Source organism: Ruegeria sp. H8 (assembly GCF_056532905.1).
The window spans coordinates 355,671-377,427 of sequence record NZ_JBQFNY010000003.1; the positions used below are offsets into that span (position 1 = coordinate 355,671).

The 21,757-nt window shown below is 57.0% G+C and carries 19 protein-coding genes and 1 tRNA gene; 11 read left to right on the forward strand and 9 right to left on the reverse strand.

The features are described from left to right. The 3 genes from ahcY to ACR0A2_RS11280 all read left to right on the forward strand — a co-directional run bounded on the left by ahcY (position 1) and on the right by ACR0A2_RS11280 (position 2,634). On the forward strand, positions 1 to 1,389 hold the full coding sequence (ahcY, locus tag ACR0A2_RS11270) for an adenosylhomocysteinase (RefSeq protein WP_171206516.1): 1,389 nt from the start codon (positions 1 to 3) through the stop codon (positions 1,387 to 1,389). A 13-nt stretch (positions 1,390 to 1,402) separates the two neighbouring features. Continuing rightward, positions 1,403 to 2,152 carry an extensin-like domain-containing protein gene (locus tag ACR0A2_RS11275; protein ID WP_480835046.1) on the forward strand — a complete coding sequence of 250 codons (750 nt, stop codon included), beginning with the start codon at positions 1,403 to 1,405 and terminating at the stop codon, positions 2,150 to 2,152. Between the two features lie 140 nt (positions 2,153 to 2,292). Continuing rightward, positions 2,293 to 2,634 carry a DUF2853 family protein gene (locus ACR0A2_RS11280; protein ID WP_171171577.1) on the forward strand — a complete coding sequence of 114 codons (342 nt, stop codon included), beginning with the start codon at positions 2,293 to 2,295 and terminating at the stop codon, positions 2,632 to 2,634. A gap of 218 nt (positions 2,635 to 2,852) precedes the next feature. Here ACR0A2_RS11280 and ACR0A2_RS11285 read toward each other — a convergent pair whose 3' ends face one another. The 5 genes from ACR0A2_RS11285 to tsaD form a co-directional block, all read right to left on the reverse strand. Next, positions 2,853 to 4,166 (reverse strand): hypothetical protein, encoded by a 1,314-nt coding sequence (locus ACR0A2_RS11285; RefSeq protein ID WP_480835047.1) that lies wholly within the window; start codon positions 4,164 to 4,166, stop codon positions 2,853 to 2,855. A gap of 161 nt (positions 4,167 to 4,327) precedes the next feature. After that, positions 4,328 to 4,750 (reverse strand): EVE domain-containing protein, encoded by a 423-nt coding sequence (locus ACR0A2_RS11290; protein ID WP_171723979.1) that lies wholly within the window; start codon positions 4,748 to 4,750, stop codon positions 4,328 to 4,330. After that, entirely contained in the window at positions 4,750 to 5,019 is a 270-nt protein-coding gene (locus ACR0A2_RS11295; RefSeq protein ID WP_152459651.1) for a YciI family protein, read from the reverse strand. Before ACR0A2_RS11295 ends, ACR0A2_RS11290 begins: the two co-directional genes overlap by 1 nt. A 1-nt stretch (position 5,020) precedes the next feature. After that, positions 5,021 to 5,983, reverse strand: a complete 963-nt coding sequence (locus ACR0A2_RS11300) for an NAD(P)H-dependent glycerol-3-phosphate dehydrogenase (RefSeq protein WP_480835048.1) — start codon at positions 5,981 to 5,983, stop codon at positions 5,021 to 5,023. Further along, positions 5,980 to 7,077: a tRNA (adenosine(37)-N6)-threonylcarbamoyltransferase complex transferase subunit TsaD gene (gene tsaD, locus ACR0A2_RS11305; protein ID WP_480835075.1), complete on the reverse strand. Its 1,098-nt coding sequence runs from the start codon at positions 7,075 to 7,077 to the stop codon at positions 5,980 to 5,982. Before tsaD ends, ACR0A2_RS11300 begins: the two co-directional genes overlap by 4 nt. A gap of 98 nt (positions 7,078 to 7,175) precedes the next feature. Between tsaD and ACR0A2_RS11310 the strand changes: the two genes are divergently transcribed. From ACR0A2_RS11310 to ACR0A2_RS11320, 3 genes are read left to right on the forward strand one after another with little or no spacing between them, the layout of a single operon-like run. After that, positions 7,176 to 7,889, forward strand: coding sequence for a uroporphyrinogen-III synthase (locus ACR0A2_RS11310; protein ID WP_171233504.1), 714 nt, complete (start codon positions 7,176 to 7,178; stop codon positions 7,887 to 7,889). 54 nt (positions 7,890 to 7,943) lie between these two features. Then, positions 7,944 to 9,194 carry a COG4223 family protein gene (locus tag ACR0A2_RS11315; protein ID WP_480835049.1) on the forward strand — a complete coding sequence of 417 codons (1,251 nt, stop codon included), beginning with the start codon at positions 7,944 to 7,946 and terminating at the stop codon, positions 9,192 to 9,194. A 10-nt stretch (positions 9,195 to 9,204) separates the two neighbouring features. Beyond that, entirely contained in the window at positions 9,205 to 10,698 is a 1,494-nt protein-coding gene (locus ACR0A2_RS11320; RefSeq protein WP_480835050.1) for a heme biosynthesis HemY N-terminal domain-containing protein, read from the forward strand. Positions 10,699 to 11,039: 341 nt separating this feature from the next. Here the strand turns inward: ACR0A2_RS11320 and ACR0A2_RS11325 are convergent, their stop codons facing one another. Then, positions 11,040 to 11,627 carry a TetR/AcrR family transcriptional regulator gene (locus ACR0A2_RS11325; protein WP_480835051.1) on the reverse strand — a complete coding sequence of 196 codons (588 nt, stop codon included), beginning with the start codon at positions 11,625 to 11,627 and terminating at the stop codon, positions 11,040 to 11,042. Positions 11,628 to 11,707: 80 nt separating this feature from the next. On the opposite strand from ACR0A2_RS11325, the gene ACR0A2_RS11330 reads away from it, so the two are divergent. Then, positions 11,708 to 12,181, forward strand: coding sequence for a cupin domain-containing protein (locus ACR0A2_RS11330; RefSeq protein ID WP_253286155.1), 474 nt, complete (start codon positions 11,708 to 11,710; stop codon positions 12,179 to 12,181). A gap of 260 nt (positions 12,182 to 12,441) precedes the next feature. On the opposite strand, the gene ACR0A2_RS11335 is transcribed toward ACR0A2_RS11330, so the two are convergent. Next, positions 12,442 to 13,083 (reverse strand): TetR/AcrR family transcriptional regulator, encoded by a 642-nt coding sequence (locus ACR0A2_RS11335; RefSeq protein WP_480835052.1) that lies wholly within the window; start codon positions 13,081 to 13,083, stop codon positions 12,442 to 12,444. Between the two features lie 87 nt (positions 13,084 to 13,170). Between ACR0A2_RS11335 and ACR0A2_RS11340 the strand changes: the two genes are divergently transcribed. Both ACR0A2_RS11340 and ACR0A2_RS11345 read left to right on the forward strand, forming a co-directional pair. Next, positions 13,171 to 14,331 carry an efflux RND transporter periplasmic adaptor subunit gene (locus ACR0A2_RS11340; protein WP_480835053.1) on the forward strand — a complete coding sequence of 387 codons (1,161 nt, stop codon included), beginning with the start codon at positions 13,171 to 13,173 and terminating at the stop codon, positions 14,329 to 14,331. A gap of 12 nt (positions 14,332 to 14,343) precedes the next feature. Beyond that, entirely contained in the window at positions 14,344 to 17,487 is a 3,144-nt protein-coding gene (locus tag ACR0A2_RS11345) for an efflux RND transporter permease subunit (RefSeq protein WP_480835054.1), read from the forward strand. 518 nt (positions 17,488 to 18,005) lie between these two features. Here the strand turns inward: ACR0A2_RS11345 and ACR0A2_RS11350 are convergent. Beyond that, positions 18,006 to 18,092, reverse strand: a tRNA-Leu gene (locus ACR0A2_RS11350). A 201-nt stretch (positions 18,093 to 18,293) separates the two neighbouring features. On the opposite strand from ACR0A2_RS11350, the gene ACR0A2_RS11355 reads away from it, so the two are divergent. Next, entirely contained in the window at positions 18,294 to 19,277 is a 984-nt protein-coding gene (locus tag ACR0A2_RS11355; protein ID WP_480835055.1) for a complex I NDUFA9 subunit family protein, read from the forward strand. Here ACR0A2_RS11355 and ACR0A2_RS11360 read toward each other — a convergent pair whose 3' ends face one another. Continuing rightward, positions 19,278 to 20,081, reverse strand: coding sequence for an undecaprenyl-diphosphate phosphatase (locus tag ACR0A2_RS11360; RefSeq protein ID WP_480835056.1), 804 nt, complete (start codon positions 20,079 to 20,081; stop codon positions 19,278 to 19,280). 230 nt (positions 20,082 to 20,311) lie between these two features. On the opposite strand from ACR0A2_RS11360, the gene ACR0A2_RS11365 reads away from it, so the two are divergent. Continuing rightward, positions 20,312 to 21,745 (forward strand): NAD(P)-dependent oxidoreductase, encoded by a 1,434-nt coding sequence (locus tag ACR0A2_RS11365; RefSeq protein WP_480620871.1) that lies wholly within the window; start codon positions 20,312 to 20,314, stop codon positions 21,743 to 21,745. Positions 21,746 to 21,757: the final 12 nt, after the last annotated feature.

Below are 21,757 nucleotides of genomic sequence, written 5' to 3' on the forward strand. Positions count from 1 at the left end.
ATGGCCGGGGACTATATCGTTAAAGACATTTCATTGGCTGGCTTTGGCCGCAAAGAGCTGGACATAGCCGAAACCGAGATGCCGGGCCTGATGTCCCTGCGCGCGGAATACGGCGACAGCAAGCCGTTGAAAGGGGCGCGCATCGTCGGGTCGTTGCACATGACCATCCAGACGGGCGTTCTGATCGAAACGCTGGTGGCGCTGGGCGCGGATGTGCGCTGGGCGTCTTGCAACATCTTCTCGACCCAGGACCACGCCGCCGCCGCGATTGCCGAGGCGGGTATTCCCGTCTTCGCCGTCAAGGGCCAGACACTGGAAGAGCACTGGGATTATCTGGACAAATCCTTCCTGTTCGAGGAAGGCCCGAACATGATCCTGGATGATGGCGGCGACGCAACGCTGTACATCCTGCTGGGTGCCCGTGCCGAAGCGGGCGAGGACATCATCCCTGTTCCGGGTTCGGAAGAGGAAGAGGTGATCAAGAAGCAGATCGCCAAGCGTATGGCGGCAAGCCCGGGCTGGTTCACAAAAATGCGTGACCAGATCAAGGGTGTTTCCGAGGAAACCACCACCGGTGTGAACCGCCTGTATCAGCTGGTCAAGGACGGCCACCTGCCGTTCCCCGCGATCAACGTGAATGACAGCGTCACCAAGTCGAAATTCGACAACAAATACGGCTGCAAGGAATCGCTGGTCGACGGTATCCGCCGCGCCACTGACACGATGATGGCCGGCAAGGTTGCAGTGGTCTGTGGTTACGGTGATGTGGGCAAAGGCTCGGCAGCGTCGTTGCGCGGTGCTGGTGCCCGTGTGAAAGTCACCGAAGTCGACCCGATCTGCGCCCTGCAAGCCGCGATGGACGGTTTCGAAGTGACCCTTCTGGACGACGAAGTCGCCACTGCGGATATCTTCATCACAACCACCGGCAACAAGGACGTGATCCGCATCGAGCATATGCGCGAGATGAAGGACATGGCCATCGTCGGCAACATCGGCCACTTCGACAACGAAATTCAGGTGGCCAGCCTGAAGAACCACAAATGGACCAACATCAAGGAACAGGTGGACATGATCGAGATGCCTTCGGGCAACCGCATCATCCTGCTGTCCGAAGGCCGTCTGCTGAACCTGGGCAACGCCACCGGGCACCCGTCCTTTGTGATGTCGGCCTCGTTCACCAACCAGGTTCTGGCCCAGATTGAGCTGTTCACCAAGGGTGACCAGTACGAGAACAAGGTCTACATCCTGCCCAAGCATCTGGATGAGAAAGTGGCCCGCCTGCATCTGGATCGCATCGGCGTGAAGCTGACCCAGATGGATGCGGATCAGGCCGCTTACATCGGTGTCAAACCGGAAGGTCCGTACAAGCCGGAACACTACCGCTACTGATCGCCGTCTGGGTATGACGCAGAAATCTGGGCGCCGCCGGTATTTGTACCTGGCGGCGTCTTTCTTTTTCAGGCTGGCGGTTGTTGTGATCCTTTTGGGCGGTGGTGTCTGGTGGGTGTTGGCGCATCCCGAAACGCCGATACCGTCACATTGGAACCCGTTGCGTGATCTGAAGGTAACCGCCCCGATTACACCCGTCACCAAGTTCCAACTGAACCGCGCACTGGCCAGCGAAGCACAGTGCAGGGCCGCTCTGGAAGACTCAGGTGTTCGGTTTGAGGCGATGGGGGACCTGGTCGTCGATCAGAACTGCGGTATCGCCGGTCGGGGTCGTCTTACCAAATTGGTGACATCAGGGATCGAGGATGTTGAAACCAGTTGCGCCACGGCGTTGCGCCTGACCATGTGGGAACATCACGTCGTACAGCCTGCCGCACGCGATCTGCTTGGGGCCTACGTTTCCCGATTGCGCCACAACGGCAGTTACAATTGCCGCCCCATGCGCACCGCGCAGGGTGAAAACGGTGGGTGGAGCAGCCATGCCCGCGCGGATTCGATAGATATCGTCGGTGTGGATACCGTTGACGGTCGGACGCTGACCTTGTTGTCAAACTGGCAGGGCTCGGGACCGGAAGGCGCCTTTTTTCGGCGGATCTGGCGCGGGGCCTGCGGTTGGTTTCGCGTGGTTCTTGGGCCCGATTTCAATCGTTTGCACGCGGATCATTTCCACTTGCAAGGCCCGGGGTGGGGCTATTGCCGCTAGGCTTTTCAGCAAGAAACGTGCAGGCTGCGACCAAGGGGGAGAAATCGCAAATTTTTTTCCTTTTGGAAAAGCCTGCGACGCGGCTAGTCTTTCGATCATCGGTAAAAGGTGCCGAGTAAACGGATCAAGGAGACTAGGATATGGGCAAGCGCGACGAGCTGATCGCCAAATACGCAGAAGACCTGAAAACCAAATGCGGGATGGACCCAGATATGGACCTGCTGACCAAGGTCACCATCGGTTGTGGTCCGGCGATCTATGACGCAGATGCGGCAACTGTCGCGGCCAGCCAGGACTCGGAACTGGAAACCGTCAAGAACAACTTCCTGATCAAAAAGCTGGGTCTGGCAGATGGCCCCGAGCTGATGGAAGGGATCAACAAAGCCATGGAAACCTATGGCATGTCCGAGCGCAACAAGTACCGTGCCGTTGTCTATTATATTTTGACCAAGCATTTCGGAAAAGAATCCGTGTACAGCTGACCCGGTCGAAATTTACCAAGCGCCCGTCGAGATTTTGGCGGGCGTATTTAATTTGAGTTTCAATTTAAAGACTTGGCATTTGAAACCAAGGGTGTGGTTGCGCTAAGTTCAACCTGTGACCAGGACGGTCAGAACCAGATATTTCCATACGCGTGTGGTGAGTAGGGAGCACGCGGGGGTAGGGAAGGTTCTGTATCGTCAGAGCCTTCCCTCGTTTCTTATCTGAGTTCGCCAAGAATACGCGCAATGAAATTGTCGAATTCCGTGGGCCTCGGGTCCGAATTCCTGGATGACGCGCCACCGCTGCCTGCCAGGTAGACTTCTATCCGCCCCGGACGGGTCTTGCTGCCCGAATTCGTGAAGTCCCTCAATATTCCGTCAAGAGCATCAGCTGCCAGCGCCGCGTTTTCAGCGTCGCTTGGATGATAGAAACGAACCTGTGTTTCTCTGACCCGAAAACCCACGCGGTCTGTTGACACGACAGTCGCGCGGCCCTGTGTAAGCAGTTCCAAAGCTCGGCTGCTGGCGTCTTGTGACACTCTCAAGGGAACAAAAAGCGAGACTTCCAGATCAATGGGGGATTGTGCGGGCGAAAGCGGTTTAACCTCTGCATAAGACGGGGCCGCAGATAAAGTGATCTCTTGCTGGACAGGGTCCAAAACCATCAAGGATGTCTGCGAAAAGCTGTCTTTGTTCGACCGGTTGGTGTGGCGCCACGGCGGTTCGGCAGAAGCCGGATACAAGGTTTGAACATCCGCAGAAGAAGCGGTGGCCAAGATGGGTTCGAGCTGTGGCGGAATGAATATGGCTGGCGGAGACACAGACACGGCCAGTTCCGCTTCTGGGGTTGGGGGTCTTGGTTCCACCCTGTCTTGGTCATCCGCAGCCGAAATGTCTTCGGCAGGAACGGGTGGCGTCACGATCGCTTCAACCGAGACGCTCTGGTCGAGAGTTGCGCCTGTGATCGCATCCTCGACCTCTTCGATGATTGCCGGGTTGGAAACGGGCGCGACTTCGGAAGACGCTGAATCGGCGGGGTTCTCGGCTGCTTGTGTGTCTCGTGTGGTCGGTGACTCAGCGATTCTGACGGTGGGCGCTCTGTCTGAAAGCAGCTCCTCGATTTCAGGAAGAGTTTCCGTCGCCGCATCCAAGCTGACTGGGGGCGTTCCACCGGTAGAGCGCCAAGTTCCGGCAATATGTGTGACCGCCCATTGCAGGAACGCGCCGCAAACCAAGGCGGCCAGAACAATACCTGCTCTAACCAAGGGTTTTTTCTTGGTTTTTGTTTCTTCTAAATGCAAAGAACGGACCCGGTCTGATACGATCTCTTCGATTTTGGTTTCGTCTGGCCGGGGCAGGTGCTCTGTCTCGGAAGGTTTCAGGGCGGGTTTTTCCTGCGCTTCACCCTGCGCCCCGCTGAGCACTCTGGCACGCTTTTCACGCGCCTCTTTCAGGCGCGCTTCCCAGTTTTTTGAATTCTTCGCAGCAACGGCGTCTTCGAATATCCCATTGCCGCCTTCGTCGTCAGACATGGGTTTTTGCTTTCAAGAAAGACCGATCTTTATTCGAACACCACCAAGCAATTTCAATCGCGGAAAAACGCGACCGACATGTTCTCACCCGGCAAAGCCCAAGGAAAGATAGCATCTTGCCAGGGGTTTGAGAAGTTCTGCGCCCGGCGCCATTTTCCCGTTCAATCAGGCTGGGTTTCACCCAGCATGCAAATCACCCGCCAGTCATCCTCGGTCACGGGTTGCACCGACAAGCGAGAATTCTTCACCAGCACCATGTTGGCCAGACGCTCGTCCGCCTTGATCTGGTCCAGCGTTACGGGTTTGGAAAAGGGCCGCACGGCTTTGATGTCGACACACTCCCACCGTTCATCATCGGTGGTGCTGTCGGGATGGGCCTCGGCACAGACCTCGACAATGCCAACAACGGACTTGTCCTTTTGCGAATGGTAGAAGAACCCCCGGTCCCCAACCTTCATCTGACGCATGAAATTGCGCGCCTGATAATTGCGGACACCGTCCCATTCCTCGCCCGCGTCGCCCTTTGCGACTTGCTGATCCCAACTCCAGGTCGACGGTTCCGACTTGAACAACCAATAGGCCATCAACCGATCACCTTTTTCCACGGGATCAGCTCAACCGATTGGAACAATCCTGCCTTCGCGTAAGGGTCGCCGTCGGCCCACGATTGTGCGGCGGCCGGGTCTTCCACATCGAGGATTATCAATGAACCGATCATGGCGTCACCGTTCAGCAACGGTCCGGCCTGTGACACGACGCCGGTTTCTTCGATATAGGCCAGGTGGGCCGAGCGGTTGTCCAATCGGGTTTGCAACGCGTCGGGTTTGTCACGAGCGATGAGGGCGATCAGCATGTTATTCCTCCTTGAGGGGTCGATTTAATAGGTTTTGAATGGCCTCGGTGACACTGTAGGCGCCATGGCTCAGGTCCGCCACCGTGGCGCTGATGGGCATATCCAGCCCTTCCTTGGCGGCAATGTCCGACATGGCACGGGCAGTGGCGACGCCTTCGACCGTTGTTTGGCTGTCAAAGGGCTGATTCAGACCCAAACTCAGGCCAAAACGATAGTTTCGGGACAGCTCGGAAGAACAGGTCAGCACAAGATCCCCTAGACCGGACAAGCCCATCAGGGTGTCGGAGCGCGCGCCGCGCATCGCGGCAAAGCGCTGCATCTCTGCAAACCCGCGGGTCATCAAGGCCGCCCGGGCGCTGTCTCCCAGACCTGCGCCGATGGCGGCACCGCAGCCAATGGCCATGACATTCTTCAGCGCGCCGCCAAGTTCGGCGCCGATCGTGTCTGTGGTGCGGTAAAGGCGCAGGTTCGCCGTCGTCAGTTCGGCCTGAAGCGCCTTGCCAAGTTCCGTATCCTCGCAAGCCAGCGTCAAAGCGGTGGGCAGGCCATGTGCAATGTCATCTGCAAAACTGGGCCCGGTCAGCAGCGCGACGCGGGCATCCGGGATGCTCTCTTTGATGACCGCGACAGGTCCAAGCCCCGAGGTCAGTTCAATTCCCTTGCAGCAGGCCACCAGAGTCTTGCCGCGCAGGGCCGGTGCGTGATCCTGCAAAGCGCTGCGCAATTTCTGCATTGGCACGGCCAACAAAAGCGTGTCAGCCCTGAGCGCCTCGGCGATATCCGCGGTCACGGTGATGTCCCCGGGCAAGGTTATGTTGGGCAGCCGGGTTGCATTTTCGCGCGTCTCGCGCATCTGCTGCGCCCGATCGGCGTTTCTTGACCACAGTGTCACTGGCCCATTGCCTGCCAGCGAGATAGCCAGAGCAGTGCCAAACGCACCGGAACCCAGGATGGATACGCTCATGCCTTGGCCCCTTTCTTGCCACCGCCCAGCATGGCCGGGCTGTGCTGATCCAGAGGCCAGCGAGGGCGGGCGGTCAGGTCCAGCCCATCCCGCGCGCCGGCACGAAAGCGTTCCAGGCCAGCATAGGCAATCATCGCCGCATTGTCCGTGCACAACGCCAACGGGGGGGCGGTAAATTGGGTATTTTTTTCAGCACAAACAGACTCTAATGCGGACCGAATGGCCGAGTTCGCGGCAACCCCTCCGGCAACGGCAATCACGGGTTCAGACGGAGAGGTTTCCAGATACAAATCAATCGCACGCCGGGTCTTTTCGGCCAATGTGTCCACAATAGCCTGCTGGAATCCGGCGCACAGATCTGCGCGGTCCTGGCGCGTCAAGCCACCCTTTTCATTCACGATCTGGTCGCGCATCCGCATCAAGGCCGTTTTCAATCCCGAAAAGGACAGATCGCAACCGGGCCGGTCCAGAAGCGGCCTGGGAAATCGAAAGCGTCTGGGATCACCGGCGCGCGCCTCGGCTTCGACGGAAGGGCCACCAGGTTGCGGCAGGCCCAGAAGGCGGGCGGTTTTGTCGAAGGCCTCTCCCGGCGCATCGTCGATGGTGCCGCCAAGGCGGGTAAAATGTTCGGGCCCGTGGGCGATCAGGAACTGGCAGTGGCCGCCAGACACCAGAAGCATCAGGTAGGGGAAGGTAATGTTGTCCGTCAGTCGTGGTGTCAACGCGTGACCGGCAAGGTGATTGACACCCACCAGCGGCAGACCGGTTGCCGCACTGATCCCCTTGGCGCACATGACGCCCGACATGACCCCTCCGATCAGACCCGGCCCCGCGGTGACCGCAATGGCGTCCACGTCTTTCAGTGAAAGACCAGCGGTGTCCAGCGCTTGCAGAACGCAGACATCCAGCTTTTCCGCATGCGCCCGGGCCGCGATCTCGGGCACGACGCCACCAAAAGGGCTGTGCAGTTCGGTTTGGCCATGTACCACGGATGACAGGATTTCGGCCTTGGCGCCCGTCGTTTGACGCACGATGGCCGCGGCGGTATCGTCGCAGCTGCTTTCCAATCCCAGTACGGTAAGTGTTTGCACCATCACCCTGATCCGTTGCATCATGATCTAACGGCGGGGTATCACCCTGCGCGGATGCAAACAATCCTGAAGGGCCAAGGGGCCGCACGTTGTATTTGTTGATGACCCGCCCGCGCGCTGCCTCTGAACGGTTCGTCGCGCAGCTGCCGACCCGCACCAAATCCCGGGTTCAGGTCATCTATTCTCCGATCATGGAAATCCGGCCTCTGCCGGTCGAGGTTGAGACCGAGGGTGTGCAGGGGTTGATTTTCACGTCGGCCAATGCGGTGCACGCGGCGGCCCTGAAAGGTGTGGACCGCAACCTGCCCGCTTTCTGCGTCGGACCGACAACGACCAGCACAGCGAAGGGTTGCGGGTGGCGGGCCGAAATGGTCGGGGCCACGGCGGAAGAACTGGTGGGACATCTGCTCAAGCGGAGGCCCAAAAGCCCGTTGTTGCATTTGAGGGGTGAGAACACGCGCGGCAATGTTGCCGGTCGACTGACCGAATCCGGCCTGACCGTGGGGGAACTGCCAGTCTACCAGCAATTGCTGTTGCCGCTAACATCCGAAGCGACCCGGGTGGCAGATTTGGATTCGCTGGTAATCGCACCGCTTTTTTCGCCAAGAACGGCGCGACATTTTGCCGATATTTGGACCGGATCCGCGCCTTTGTGGTTGGCCGCAATCAGCCAGGCCACGGCGGATCCCCTTTATTCATTGGACTATGCACGCCTGAAGATCGCAAAGAAGCCGACACCAAAGAAAATGCGTAAGGCTGTCAAAAAGCTTGTGAAACATGCGTTGCGGGTTGAGGGCGGCGCGGTCCCCGATTAACTTGACTGGGGCTGTTATTCATCTGAATTTGGATTCGATAAGGGGAATATTGCGGTGGCTGGTAAGAAAAAGTCCGAAGAAAAGCCGGTGGAAACCCCCAAGGCAGATGACGTCGTCGAACCCGAACTGCAACAGGAAGATACACCTGTTGACCCGACTGAGACCGTAGAAGAAGAACTTTCCGAAGCCGAAGCCGAAGCCGAAGCCGAAGCCGAAGCCGAAGCCGAAGCCGAAGCCGAAGCCGAAGCCGAAGCCGAAGCCGAAGCCGAAGCCGAAGCGTCGACTGAAGATACTGCCCCGGCCGAAGAAAAAGTGGTCGAGCGTGTCGTTGAAAAGCGTGGCGGATTTGTTCCCGCTTTGCTGGGCGGTGCCATCGCTGCCGCCGTCGGGTTTGCGCTGGGCAATGGCGGGCTGTTGTCAACTGGCTCGGACAGCTCGGATACCTTGGCGACGTTGGAATCCAAACTGGCAGACCAGTCCGACCAGATTGCCAAGCTGTCTCAGGCGCTTGCAAACAGTCCGGATGATGCTGGTCTGACGGATCAGGTCAAAGCGCTGTCCGACAAATTGACACCCGTGGAAAGTGACCTGAGTGCGATCAAATCCACTGTGGATACGCTGTCAGGCCAGATCGGACCATTGTCAGACCGCATTGCGACGCTTGAGAAAACCCCGATCGAATCCAGCGTGTCGCCCGAATCCATGGCCGCGTTCGAAGCTGAGCTGAAGAAGCTTCAGGACTCGCTGGCCTCGCAACGGGCCGAGGTTGAAAAAATGGTTTCCGACGCTCAGGCGCTGGAGGCGAAAGCATCAGCCGATGCGCAGGCTGCGGCCAATGCCGCCGTTCTGTCGCGTTTGCATGGGCAATTGGATGCGGGTCAGCCCTATTCCGATCTGGTTGCAGAACTGAAAGCAGGCGGTGTGGATGTGCCGGATGCCCTGTCCGGGCCGGCTGACAAGGGTGTTGAAACACTCTCTTCTCTGCGCGACAGTTTCGCGCCTGCGGCCCGAACCGCGCTGGCCCAAGCCCGTGAAGCCGACAAGGGCACCGGCCTGATCGCATTCCTGCAACGTCAAACGGGCGCGCGCTCGGTCACGCCCCAGGAAGGGGATGGGCCAGACGCCATCCTGTCGCGGGCACAGGCTGCGCTTGCGGACGGAGACCTGGCCAAAACCTTGAGCGAACTGAAATCACTTCCCGAAGCGGCACAGGCTGCAATGTCCGATTGGGAACAGGCGGCCCAAACACGGGTCGCCGCCGTCGATGCGGCGAATACACTGGCTTCCAGCCTGAACTCGAACTGAAGGACCTGCCATGCTGTGGTCACTGTTTAAGATCCTCGTTTTTGTTGCGATTATCGGCCTGCTGGCGTTGGGCGGTCACTTCCTGATGCAAACCAGTGGCGGGGTTCAGATCACCGTCGCGGGCACGGAATTCACGTTGGGGCCGCTTCAGTCAGTGATCGCGCTGGCCGTATTGGTTTTTGCGGTCTGGCTGTTTTTCAAGTTGCTCAGCCTGCTGATCGCAACGCTGAAATTCCTGAACGGTGACGAAACGGCCCTGTCTCGGTATTTTGACCGCAATCGCCAGCAAAAGGGATACCAGGCGCTGGCTGATGGTCTGTTGGCGCTGGCCTCGGGCGAAGGGCGCGTGGCAATGACCAAAGCCAGCAAGGCCGAGAAACTGCTGAACAAGCCCGAGCTTACAGACCTGCTGGTGGCACAGGCCGCCGAGATGACCGGGGATACGAAAAAGGCATCGGATACTTATAAAAAACTGGTGACCAACAGCGCCACCCGTTTCGTCGGCGTGCGCGGGATCATGAATCAGAAGCTGGCCGAAGGTGATGATGAAACGGCCCGCAAACTGGCCGAAAAGGCCCTGGCGATCAAACCACGTCATGAAGAAACGCAGGACGTGCTGTTGAACCTGCAAACCAAGGCGCAGGATTGGGCCGGTGCCCGTTCGACTCTGACGGCCAAGTTGAAGGCCGGGTATTTGCCGCGCGATGTCTTCAAACGGCGTGATGCGGTTTTGGCCTTGTCCGAAGCCAAGGGAATTCTGGACGAAGGTGCGACGGTCGAACAGCAGGAGCGCGCGATTGAAGCCAATCGCCTGTCGCCTGATCTTGTGCCAGCCGCTGCCATGGCGGCCCGCGCGTATATCGCCAAAGGCAAGCCGCGGGCCGCAACCAAGATTCTGAAAAAAGCATGGGAGGCTCAGCCGCATCCGGATCTGGCCCATGCCTTTGCCGACATCGTGCCGGATGAAACCCCCGACCAACGGATCAAGCGGTTCACCGCGCTGACCCGGATTCACCCCGAGAACATGGAAACGCGTCTGATATTGGCCGAACTGAACATCGTGGCCGAGGACTTCCCCGAAGCCCGCCGTGCGCTGGGCGATGTGGTCGAAACGCAGGGTGATGCGCGCGCCTATACGTTGATGGCCGCTATCGAACGGGGCGAAGGGGCCTCGGACGCCATTGTGCAAGGCTGGTTGGCCAAAGCGCTGAATGCGCCGCGTGGTCCGCAATGGGTGTGCACCAATTGCCATGATATCCAACCTGAATGGGGACCGGTCTGCCAGAACTGCGGCAGCTTCGACACGCTCAGCTGGCAGACACCACAAACACCCGAAATCGCAAGCGCGACCGGCGTACATATGTTGCCTTTGATCGTTGGTGCGCTCGAAGATCAATCCGAAGAGCCTGAAGTCATGGAGCCCGCGGACGAGGATGATGTGGTCGAAGTGACACCAGAGTCGGCAGAGGTGGCAGACGAAGCCGAGGTTCAAAAGCAGGCCTGAGCCCTGCAACGCCCGTTTTTGCCTGCTTACACTCATTGAGATTGATGCGACGCCGCGCTTTTTGGTGAAGCCAAACCGGGCGCCAGTGGTCCGAAGGGTCGTGCTTTTTCGTCTCTCTCAGCGGCTTGTCGACGCGTTGGCGGCCTCTTGCATTTACAGGCTGTGTTGGCCGCTTCCTCCGCAAAGCAGCCGTTTAACAAAGGCGCAGTTAACGTCCGAGATGCGGTCAAAATGGCCGTTCGCGTTCTTCGTCGCGAAGTACACAGTCAATCCAAAGCGGACGTTTAACTGGTGTCTATTTTCCAGCAGTTTTGGGATGAAATCGGCATCTGAATTCTGCCTCAGTTTTTTGGTAAGTACCGATCCAACAGAGCGTCGACCAACCCTTCCTGAAGTTGGTAACCAGTTGCTTCGTCCACTCGCAAAATATCTTCCAGAATAATAAGTTGTTCCATGCCCGTCGTCATGGACAATCGCTTTGCCAGGTCGTCAATTTCCTTCGGCTTCATCAATGGCTGAACTGGTGCAAGTGCTTCCGAAAAAGCCGCCACTCTTCTGGCGCCACGCATTTTGACAGTTCCATCTTCAAGTGATGCCTTGAGTGATTCAGCAAGAAACTGCCGGAAGTGCGCCTCATGAACCCGAGAAAAATCCAGATAGTAGCGCGCTACAGCATGTACGCGGCTCCTGACGTTATTCCGCCCCTCGAGAAGTTCTGAAGTTGGAGTAACTTCAAGATCGAGCGTCGCATCCAAAGCCAAGACACTTGGATCAGAAAAGTAACGATAGACCGTCGCACGACTGGTTTTGGCACGCTCAGCGACTTTTGCCAGCGTGACTTCTTTGCCTTCCGACATCAAGTCACGTGCAGCTGAAAGAAGTGCTTCTCGTGTTCGATTAATTTGATTCGTACGCGACGCCAATACCAAGCCTTTTATGATACACTTGTCTCATTAGTAGATATATGTATCATAAGGGCAGTGTGTTTCAAGTAAAGGGAGTTGAAGTAATGGCTGAACCTCGTCCGCGAATTTATCATCTTCTAGGAAACCTTCTGACCTTTCACGCCTTTCCCAGTGAGACCGGAGATCGTTGCACAATCGTTGAGATAAAGACGGCGCCGGGTGCCGGTGCGCCACCCAATCATCATGCTGGCGAAGACGAGAGCTTCTATGTGCTCGATGGTGAATTCGAGTTCTTTGTGAATGGTGAGACAATCAGCGCAAAAAGTGGTGACTTCGTCAAAGTTCCGGACGGCGCAGTGCATGCCTTTACATGTACTGGGGAACGGCCTGGCCGGCTACTTTGCATAAACGCCCCTGGCGCGATGCATGACACTTTCTTTACTGAAGCTGGTGAACCAATGCCTGACGGTACAACAGACATTCCGGCGCCAGATGGACCGCCAGACATTCCGGCAATCATGGCCGTAGCAGACCGAGCAGGAATGACGATCTTGGTGCCTGCAGAAGTTCCCAGCTAACGAACGCGCATGCACAATTCCAGGTTGAGAAACGGAAGTATTGGACTGAAAACTCTGCTATTGACCCTATCTGGTACCACTTGCTCAATCCCAAGCCGGCATTCACGACGAGACCTTGCGATTGTGGATAGCGGACATTCGCTGCGCTTTCCAAAAATGCCTTCTATGTCAACCAGAGCAATCGTTTAGGCATAGGCGTGATAGCGGCTTAAATTGTCTGCTATCTGTGCTTGGTTGAGTTCGTTTTGGCGTGAGAACGCTCAACTCAGCATTCTTTCCGAAACGTCTTCAAGAAGGGTATGAAGATCGAACTCTTCGCCTTTCTCAGCAAGCCCTTTGTCATGCAGAATGAAGGACAGCCCGTGCACGAAACTCCACAACAAAAAACCACGGCGGCGAACTTCGTCTGTGATTCCGGGTTCACCGAGACACTTTGCTACCTCAGTCAAAAGAATCCCGAAACTTTGCTGGCCACCTTCCTCCAGCCGGGGATCCGCGATGCGATCTGTGAAGCCGCCAAATTTCAATCTGAAGATCCCGGGCTCATTTAATGCGAAGGCAACATACTCCATCCCGATGGCAGTAATGCGCTCGGGAGATCCTTCGGGAACGCCTTCCAGTGCGGCAAGCATTTTGTCTCGGTGCCGATCCATTCCTTCAAGGACAGTGGCGACCAACATTTCTGTCTTGTCTTTGAAGTGCTTGTAAGGTGCCGCGGTTGATACGCCAGCCCTTCTACAGGCCTCGGAAACGGAAAAACTGTCCGGACCTTTTTCTTCAACCAACTGTCGGGTTGCTTCGATCAGTGCAGCGCGGAGATCGCCGTGATGATAGGCTTTCTTGCTCACCGTTTGACCGGTCGCTTGGCTGATTTTTGAGTGACTTTTTTCTATGCTGGTCATGATCCAACATGTGCCAGATCACGTATCCCTTGTCAAAGTGAGAACTTCTAACATATGTTAGAGATGCTAACTTGATGAGGTCCGCAAATGCCAAGTCCCGCGAAATACTTTACTGAAAAGACCAAGCCGAGCTTCTTTTTGCGTGTTTTACGCGGTACCGTGCGTGTCGGGGTGACCGTTAGCTTCATAGGTGTTGCGGCGGCCGCAGTTTACTTCGGTGCATCGGAGCTGACGCGCAGAGCAGATGCTGTACCGGCGCCAGATGCAGCTGCTGTAACCCCAGTCTCCGCCACACCAATCACGTCCGAAAGCGCCTACACAGTCGACCGTGTGTTCATCGGGCAGGTCGAGCCTCAGCGTTCGGCAGATATCTCTTTCGAATTGAATGGGACGCTTGATCAAATTCTGGTGGATGAGGGTGACGAGGTTGCTAAGGGCCAACTTCTCGCAACGTTGGACGTAGCTCTGTTGGAGGTTGAACGCGACCGACTGACGGCATCTCGTGATGCCATTGCAGCCCAGCTTTCATTTGCCGAGAAAACGGTCGAGCGAAACGCGAAACTCATCGAACAAGGCTTTACCAGTCAAGCTCGCCTAGATGAGGCAGTTTCCCGAAAAGATGAATTGATGTCTAGAATTGGAGAACTGGATGCAGCGCTGCGGGACGTAACCGTTCGGATCGAGAAATCCAGCATTGAGGCTCCGTTTTCTGGTCAAATAACCGCGCGACACGTGGACGGCGGTGAAACTCTGCGCTCGGGTGAACTGGTTCTGGGTATGGTCGAGGTCGTGTCGCCGCAGATTCGGATCGGTATCCCACTCGACGTTGACCCGGCGCTTCTGACAGATGTTGAAATCGAGATCGCTGGTCAAAGCTATCGGGCTAACCTTGCAACCTTGCGGCCCGACATTGATCCGGTAACCCGCACCAGAACCGCACTGTTCGATCTGAGGAACGCGCCGGACGTTGCCTTCGGGCAGACCGCTCGTGTGCATGTAATTGATCCCGTACAGAGTGCGGGAACCTGGGTGCCCACGACATCCTTGAAAGAAGGTACGCGTGGGCAATGGACACTGCTGGTTGCTGACGCGCAGAAGACTGTGCGCCTGGCGACGGTCGAAGTTCTGCATGCTGAAGATGACCGTGTCTTTGTGCGTGGCACGTTTCCGGAAGGCACCGTCCTGATCGATCAGGGGCCGCAGCGCGTAACCGTTGGTCAGCGCGTCGCCTTCAACACTGGCGAGTAACGGAGCAATCTGATGGAAGCTCTTACCTTTCGCCACCCCCGGCTGGTTGCCCTCATCATTTTGGTGCTTGTATCTGCAGGTCTGTCTTCGTTCCTGTCGCTGGGACGGCAGGAAGACCCAACGATTACCAACCTCTTCGCAACTGTGACGACGCAGTTCCCGGGTGCAGACCCTGAACGGGTCGAAGCGTTGGTTACCGCAGAAATCGAAGAAGAGCTTCGGAAAATTGCGGAGGTGGATGAAATCAGCTCTGTATCCCGGTCGGGCGTATCGGTCGTTTCGGTAGAGTTGCTGGAGACGCTGGATGAAGCAACCATTGAGCAGGTTTGGGCCGAAGCTCGGGATGCCGTAGAAGATGCTCGACAGAACTTTCCGAGTGGAGTGTTGCCGCCGGAATTCGATGCCGAGGGTATTTCTGCCTATTCTGCTGTCATTGCCGTTGCGGCCGAGGATCCAGACTTCCCGTTAACTTTGCTGTCGCGGCATGCCGAAGCTCTGGGTGACAGGCTGCGCGCGATACCCTCTACGCGAGCCGTGGACTATTTCGGTCAGCCGGAAGAAGAAGTGCTCGTAAATGTCGATATGGACAAGGCCGCTGCGCTTGGGCTCAGCGCTGCCGAGATCTCCCAGCGGATTGCAGAAGCAGATGGGAAGGTCCAATCTGGGCGGTTGCAGTCCGATGTCGACCTGACCATAGGCATAAGCGGAGAAATTGAGACTTTGGACCGCATTCGAAGCATCGTCCTGCGAGAAAATGCAGACGGTGCCGTGGTGCAGCTCGGAGATATTGCCAGCGTAGACCGGGGCGCGCGCAAACCGCAGCCCTCAATCGCGTTTGCCAACGGAAAGCCCTCGGTTTTGATAGGAGTTCTGGCGCAGGACGGGGTACAGATCGACCGTTGGACAGGCTTTCTTCGGGATGAGCTTGAGGCCGGCGCCGCATCGGTACCTTTGGGCATGCAGGAAATACTGCTGTTTGATCAAAGCCAGTACACGACGGATCGTTTGTCAGAGGTTGGGATCAACATGGCCATTGGCGTGGCTCTGGTCGTGGCAGTTTTGTTTGTTACGTTGGGGGTTCGGGCAGCTGCGATTGTGGCTTTGGTATTGCCGGTTGTTTCATTGGCAACTCTGGCGACTATGAACATGATTGGATTGCCAATTCATCAGATGTCCGTGACGGGCCTGATTGTTGCCCTCGGTCTGCTCGTTGACGCAGCCATCGTCATGACCGATGAAATTCGGCGTCGTCTGCAGGATGGGATGGATCGGCTTGCAGCCGTACGAGATGCTGTTCGCCGGTTGGCCGCACCTTTGCTGGCATCGACTGTCACAACGGCACTTGCCTTCACGCCGATGATCTTGCTGCCGGGACCCGCCGGCGACTTTGTGGGTGCCATCGCGATCGCCGTGGTGCTTATGCTTGTCTGGTCGCTGGTTGTGGCGTTGACGGTGACTCCGGCGATTGCGGGCTGGTTGCTGTCCGATCGCCCAGACGCAGGAATGCTGAGTCGCGGCATCAGTATCCCGCCGCTTGCCCGCTTGTTCGAGGCCTCAATCCGATTGTCCGTTGCCAATCCGGTACGATCCATCGCCTTGGCACTGGTCTTGCCCGTGCTTGGCTTCGCGGCCTTTCCAACGCTTACTGCGCAATTCTTCCCGGGCGTCGACCGAAACCAGTTCTATATCGAGGTCGACATGCCAGGTGGAACATCAATTTCCACCACCGAAGCAACCGCCCGCCAGATCGATGAAATGCTACTGGCAGATGAAGGTGTTAAGAGTGTCTACTGGACAGTCGGAGAGTCCGGCCCGGCATTCTACTACAACATCGTTGGCAACCGTTCGCGCGAGCCCGGGTTCGCACAAGCCATGATCACGACCGACACGGCCGACGATGCGGCCCGCCTTGTCGGAGCGTTGCAGAGCCGTCTGGATATCGACTTTCCTGATGCGCAGATCATCGTGCGCAATCTTGTTCAGGGTCCTCCGGTCGCCGCACCGGTTGAAGTCAAAATTCAAGGGCAGGACATCTCGGAATTACGCAATCTAGGCGACGAGGTTCGTTCAGTCATGGCCAATCTCGATCTGGTGACGCAGGCGCGCGCCAGTGTGAACGGCGGCAACCCTCAAATCCGGTTCGAGATTGATGAGGTCAAAGCCCGTTTGCTGGGGCTGGACGTGGCGGATATAGCGGGTCAGCTGGACACGGCGCTTGTTGGCATCACCGGTGGGTCACTGATCGAAGGGACTGAGCAGTTGCCGGTGCGCGTACGTTTGGGTGACGAGGTGCGATCAGATCTAAGCGCGATTGTCAGTATGCCCATTCTACTGCCGAACGCTGCCGAAATATCCGCGACAGGAATTTTCCCTGCTGTACCGTTGTCGGAACTAGCCAGACCCATAATCGAACCTGCGGAAAGCGTCATAACTCGAACGGATGGCGTGCGAGAAAACACCATACAGGCGTTTATCGTACCCGGTGTTTTACCCGAAGAGGCTTTGCAGGACATATTGGAAGCGCTTGATGCGTCCGGGTTTGTGTTGCCGCAAGGCTATTCGATGTCCCTAGGCGGCGACAGTGATGCGCGATCCAATACCGTGGGAAATCTGCTCGCCTCTGTCGGGTTGATCGTCACACTCTCCATCGCGACTATCGTTCTGACCTTCAACTCGTTCCGGCTGACCCTTGTGACCTTGGTCGTGTGCGTGTTGTCTGCAGGCCTTTCACTGCTGTCGCTGGCCGTCATGCAATTCCCGTTCGGAATAACGGCAATCATCGGGGTCATCGGCTCAATAGGGGTTTCGATCAACGCGGCGATCATTATTTTGACCGGGTTACAACAAGACCGAGAGGCCAGTCAGGGAGATCGCGCAGCCATGGCGCGCGTTGTGACTGGTTCCAGCCGTCACATTATTTCGACAACAGTCACGACCTTTGGCGGCTTCCTACCTCTGATCTTGGGTGGAGGTGCATTTTGGCCACCATTCGCCGTAGCAATCGCAGGCGGCGTTTTGTTGTCAACCGTTGTATCTTTCTACTTCACCCCTCCCGTGTTCGCTTTGGTGTATCGTAGAACATTCAACAAACAACGTCCGGCCAATAACCGCCATTCCGAACCACGTGAAGCCGTCGTCGCGCTTGTGGCAGAATGAGAATTGAGCCCAATTCCCCTTGTGAGTTGGTGTGGTTCAAAGCCGTCGTTATTCGAAGTAAGAATCAAGTTCTGCTGTGGATCGCACGCCGGGTTTTGCAATGTCTGGCTTCTGCGCGTTGCCGTCGTTAGCGCGGACTGCAGCACTTGGTTACTTTGGGGCCGGATCGGAAAGTTGCTCGACAGAGATGCACGACTGCTTTGCGATACTTTTCCGTCAGTGACCCGCTTGCGCCGGTTGTGCGGGGGATACGACTCATAATCGATTTGGGCTATCTGTCTCGTTGTAGATTGCGCAGCCTTGGCTTTGATCACTAGGACCATTGGAACGGGCGGAACAACCTTAACAAAACCTAACAACTCGGTTGCAGTCAGCGGACGATTCTGTCGAAGCTTGGAAGCTGCGCGATACCAACCAATACCTACAGATCTATCTGCGAAAAGTCGGGAGATAAATCAGGGGGGTATTTTGATGCCCGCAAAGAAAATTTTTGTGTTTCAACATCTTGCGGGGAGATATGGTGCCCAGGAGAGGACTCGAACCTCCACGTCCATACGGACACTAGCACCTGAAGCTAGCGCGTCTACCAATTCCGCCACCTGGGCAGGTGTCGTGGAGGCGCGTTTAAGCCTAGTCGCGGGGGGCGTCAACCAGATTCGGTGAGATTTTTTTAAGTTTTTTGAATTCGGTTCCCGGCCGGTGTTTTCCACGCATGGTTTTCAACGCCGTCGCGGCGAATTAGCGCCTTGTTTGACTGGCCTGCGGGCGCTAGTTCTAGGGCGCAATTTCTCAGCAGGAGCCCTCTCATGTCGAAACTGGTGACGATTTTTGGCGGATCGGGATTTGTCGGTCGCTACATCGCGCGGCGCATGGCGAAAGAGGGGTGGCGTGTCCGGGTGGCCGTACGTCGTCCGAACGAGGCCATGTTCGTGAAACCCTATGGTGCTGTGGGTCAGGTCGAACCGGTGCTGTGCAATATCCGGGATGATGCCTCGGTGGCGCTGGCGATGCAGAGCGCCGATGCGGTTGTGAACTGCGTGGGTGTGCTGAACGAACTTGGCAAGAACGGGTTTGATACCGTGCAGGCCGAAGGAGCTGAACGCATCGCGCGTTCGGCGGCCGAGCAGGGCATCAAGCGGATGGTTCATATCTCGGCCATCGGTGCGGATGCGAATTCAGCCAGCGCGTATTCCCGGACCAAAGCACATGGTGAAGCGGGCGTGTTGAAGCATATGCCAGACGCCGTGATCCTGCGTCCTTCGGTGATCTTTGGCACCGAAGACCAGTTCTTCAACCGTTTCGCCGGAATGACCCGCATGGGACCGTTCCTGCCTCTGGTCGGGGCCGAGACAAAATTCCAGCCCGTTTACGTAGACGATGTTGCGCAGGCAGCCGTCAAAGGCGTTCTGGGGCAGGCAGAGCCGGGTGTTTACGAGCTTGGCGGCCCCGAGGTTAAGACCTTTCGTGCCTTGATGCAGCAGATGCTTGAAGTGATTCACCGTCGCCGCGTCATCATCGGCCTGCCGTTCTTTGCCGCGCGGATTATGGCGGGTGTGCTGGATATCGTTAAATTTGTCAGCTTCCAGCTGTTCCCCAACAACATTCTGACGCGCGATCAGCTTAAGAACCTGCGTCACGACAATGTTGTCGCCGAGGGCGCAAAGTCTTTTACAGACCTTGGTGTCGTGCCGACCACGCTGGAATCGGTACTGCCGGAATACCTGTGGAAATTCCGCCCCTCGGGTCAGTATGACGACATTCAGAACTCGGCCAAAAACCTGCGTATCTGATCAGCTGTAGGCCATGATCAAAAGGATCACGCCTAGAATGACGCGGTAGATGACGTAGGGTGTGAAGCTGACGCTGCGCAGAAGCCGCATCATCAAGCTGAGCGCCAGCAGGGCCGAAAGAAAGGCAAACAGCGCCGCAATGGCCCCATCCCGGGCCAGTTGCATATCGGCCCCGCGCACCACATCCAGTGCCAGCAGAGTGCCCGACGCCAGTATTGTCGGGATCGACATCAACATTGCGATCCGCGCGCCGTCTTCACGGGTATATCCCAACTGCCGCGCGCCGGTTATGGTTATCCCGGATCGCGATGTGCCTGGGATCAGAGCAAGAACCTGCCAAAGGCCCATGATGAACGCGTCGCGTATTCCCCAGTTTTCGGCCTCTTTGGTTTCAGGAGCCCTCTGATCCACCCAGTACAGCAGCAGACCGAAACCCAGCATTGTCCATCCGATGACCGTGATCGAGCGCATGGCCTGGCTCAACCCGGTGACATGCAGAATGAGGCCCGCGATCACGGTAGGAACAGTTGCAACGATCAGGCCCAGAGCAAGCCGGGCCTGCGGTGTATCCGCCCGTCCGGTCAATGCGCGCGGTAATCCGGCAAGGGCCTGTTTTACATCTGACCGGAAATACAGCACCACGGCGCCCAGGGTTCCCACATGCACCGCGACATCAATGGCTTGACCCTGGTCCTGCAACCCCGACAGGTTGGGCAGCAGGATCAGGTGACCAGATGAGGATATGGGCAAAAACTCAGTGATTCCCTGAATGATTGCTACGAGAATCAGGTGAAACAAACTCATCTGCCCTGCCGTGCTGCTGCCACGTGTTCTTTGTGAGTTATGGGTATAAGGGCGATGGAAAAAAGGAAAGCGCGCATATAGGTCCGAATCGGATCTAAAATTTCCAATTATTTTCCACTTTTCTTAAAGGCGCGCTGTATTTTTTCAATTTAGGTCAGCATAATTGACTTTTCATCCAAAAGCGCATCCCGTAAAGAAACGGAACCTAGCCAATTCATGGAGTCTGACCCGTGGCCAAGCAACCGATGCTGAAATTTGTGCAGATCGACCGCGTCATGCCGGAAAAGCGTGCTGCCAATGACCGCAAGGACGACTTTGACGAGATCTATTCCGAGTTCGCCGCCGAAAAAGCAGCCGAGCAGGCGAGTCGGTGCAGCCAATGTGGTGTTCCGTACTGCCAGTCGCATTGCCCGCTGCAAAACAATATTCCCGACTGGTTGCGCCTGACTGCGACCGGGCGCCTGGAAGAAGCCTATCAGGTAAGTCAGGCCACCAATACCTTCCCCGAGATCTGCGGGCGCATCTGTCCGCAGGACCGCCTGTGCGAGGGCAACTGCGTGATCGAACAGTCGGGCCATGGAACCGTCACGATTGGTTCGATCGAGAAATACATAACGGATACCGCATGGGAAAAAGGTTGGGTCCAGCCGGTTGCTCCATCGGCCGAACGCGCTGAAAGCGTAGGTATCATTGGTGCAGGCCCTGGTGGATTGGCCGCTGCGGATATGCTGCGCCAGGCTGGTATCCAGGTCACGGTATACGACCGCTATGACCGGGCCGGTGGCCTGCTGATGTATGGCATTCCGGGGTTCAAACTGGAAAAAGACGTCGTTCAGCGCCGCAATGACTTGTTGGCTGATGGTGGGGTCGAGTTTGTTCTGAATTGCAACGTGGATGCGGCCAAGTTCGAAGAAATCCGGGCTAGGCATGATGCCGTTATCATTGCGACCGGTGTCTACAAGTCGCGCGACCTGGCAATGCCGGGCAGCGGTCTGGCCGGGATCGAGAAGGCAATCGACTTCCTGACGGCCTCGAACCGTAAGAGCTTTGGCGACGAGGTCGAAGATTTCGACAACGGTCGCTTGAACGCCGACGGCAAGAAAGTTGTCGTGATTGGCGGCGGTGACACCGCGATGGATTGCGTCCGCACTTCGATCCGCCAGGGCGCGACTTCTGTCAAATGTCTGTATCGCCGGGACCGTGCCAACATGCCGGGATCACAGCGTGAAACACAGAACGCCGAAGAAGAAGGTGTGATCTTCGAATGGCTCAGCGCACCCAAAGGGTTCACGGGTGAAGACACGGTCAAGGGTGTTATCGTTCAGAAGATGCGCCTGGGACAGCCAGACGCATCCGGTCGTCAGGCCCCCGAAGTGATCGAAGGCGCGGACTATGTCGAAGACGCCGATCTTGTGATCAAGGCGCTTGGATTCGAACCTGAAGACCTGCCGACGCTGTTCGGACAACCTGATCTGCCAGTCACCCGCTGGGGTACGATCAAGGCGGCGTTCCAAACCGGCGAGACCGAAATGGACGGAGTCTATGCAATCGGTGACATCGTGCGCGGTGCCTCGCTGGTGGTCTGGGCGATCCGGGACGGTCGTGACTGCGCTGATGCGATCATCGAACGCTTCAATGCCAAATCTGCCGTTGCGGCCGAATAATCCCGGCGATCA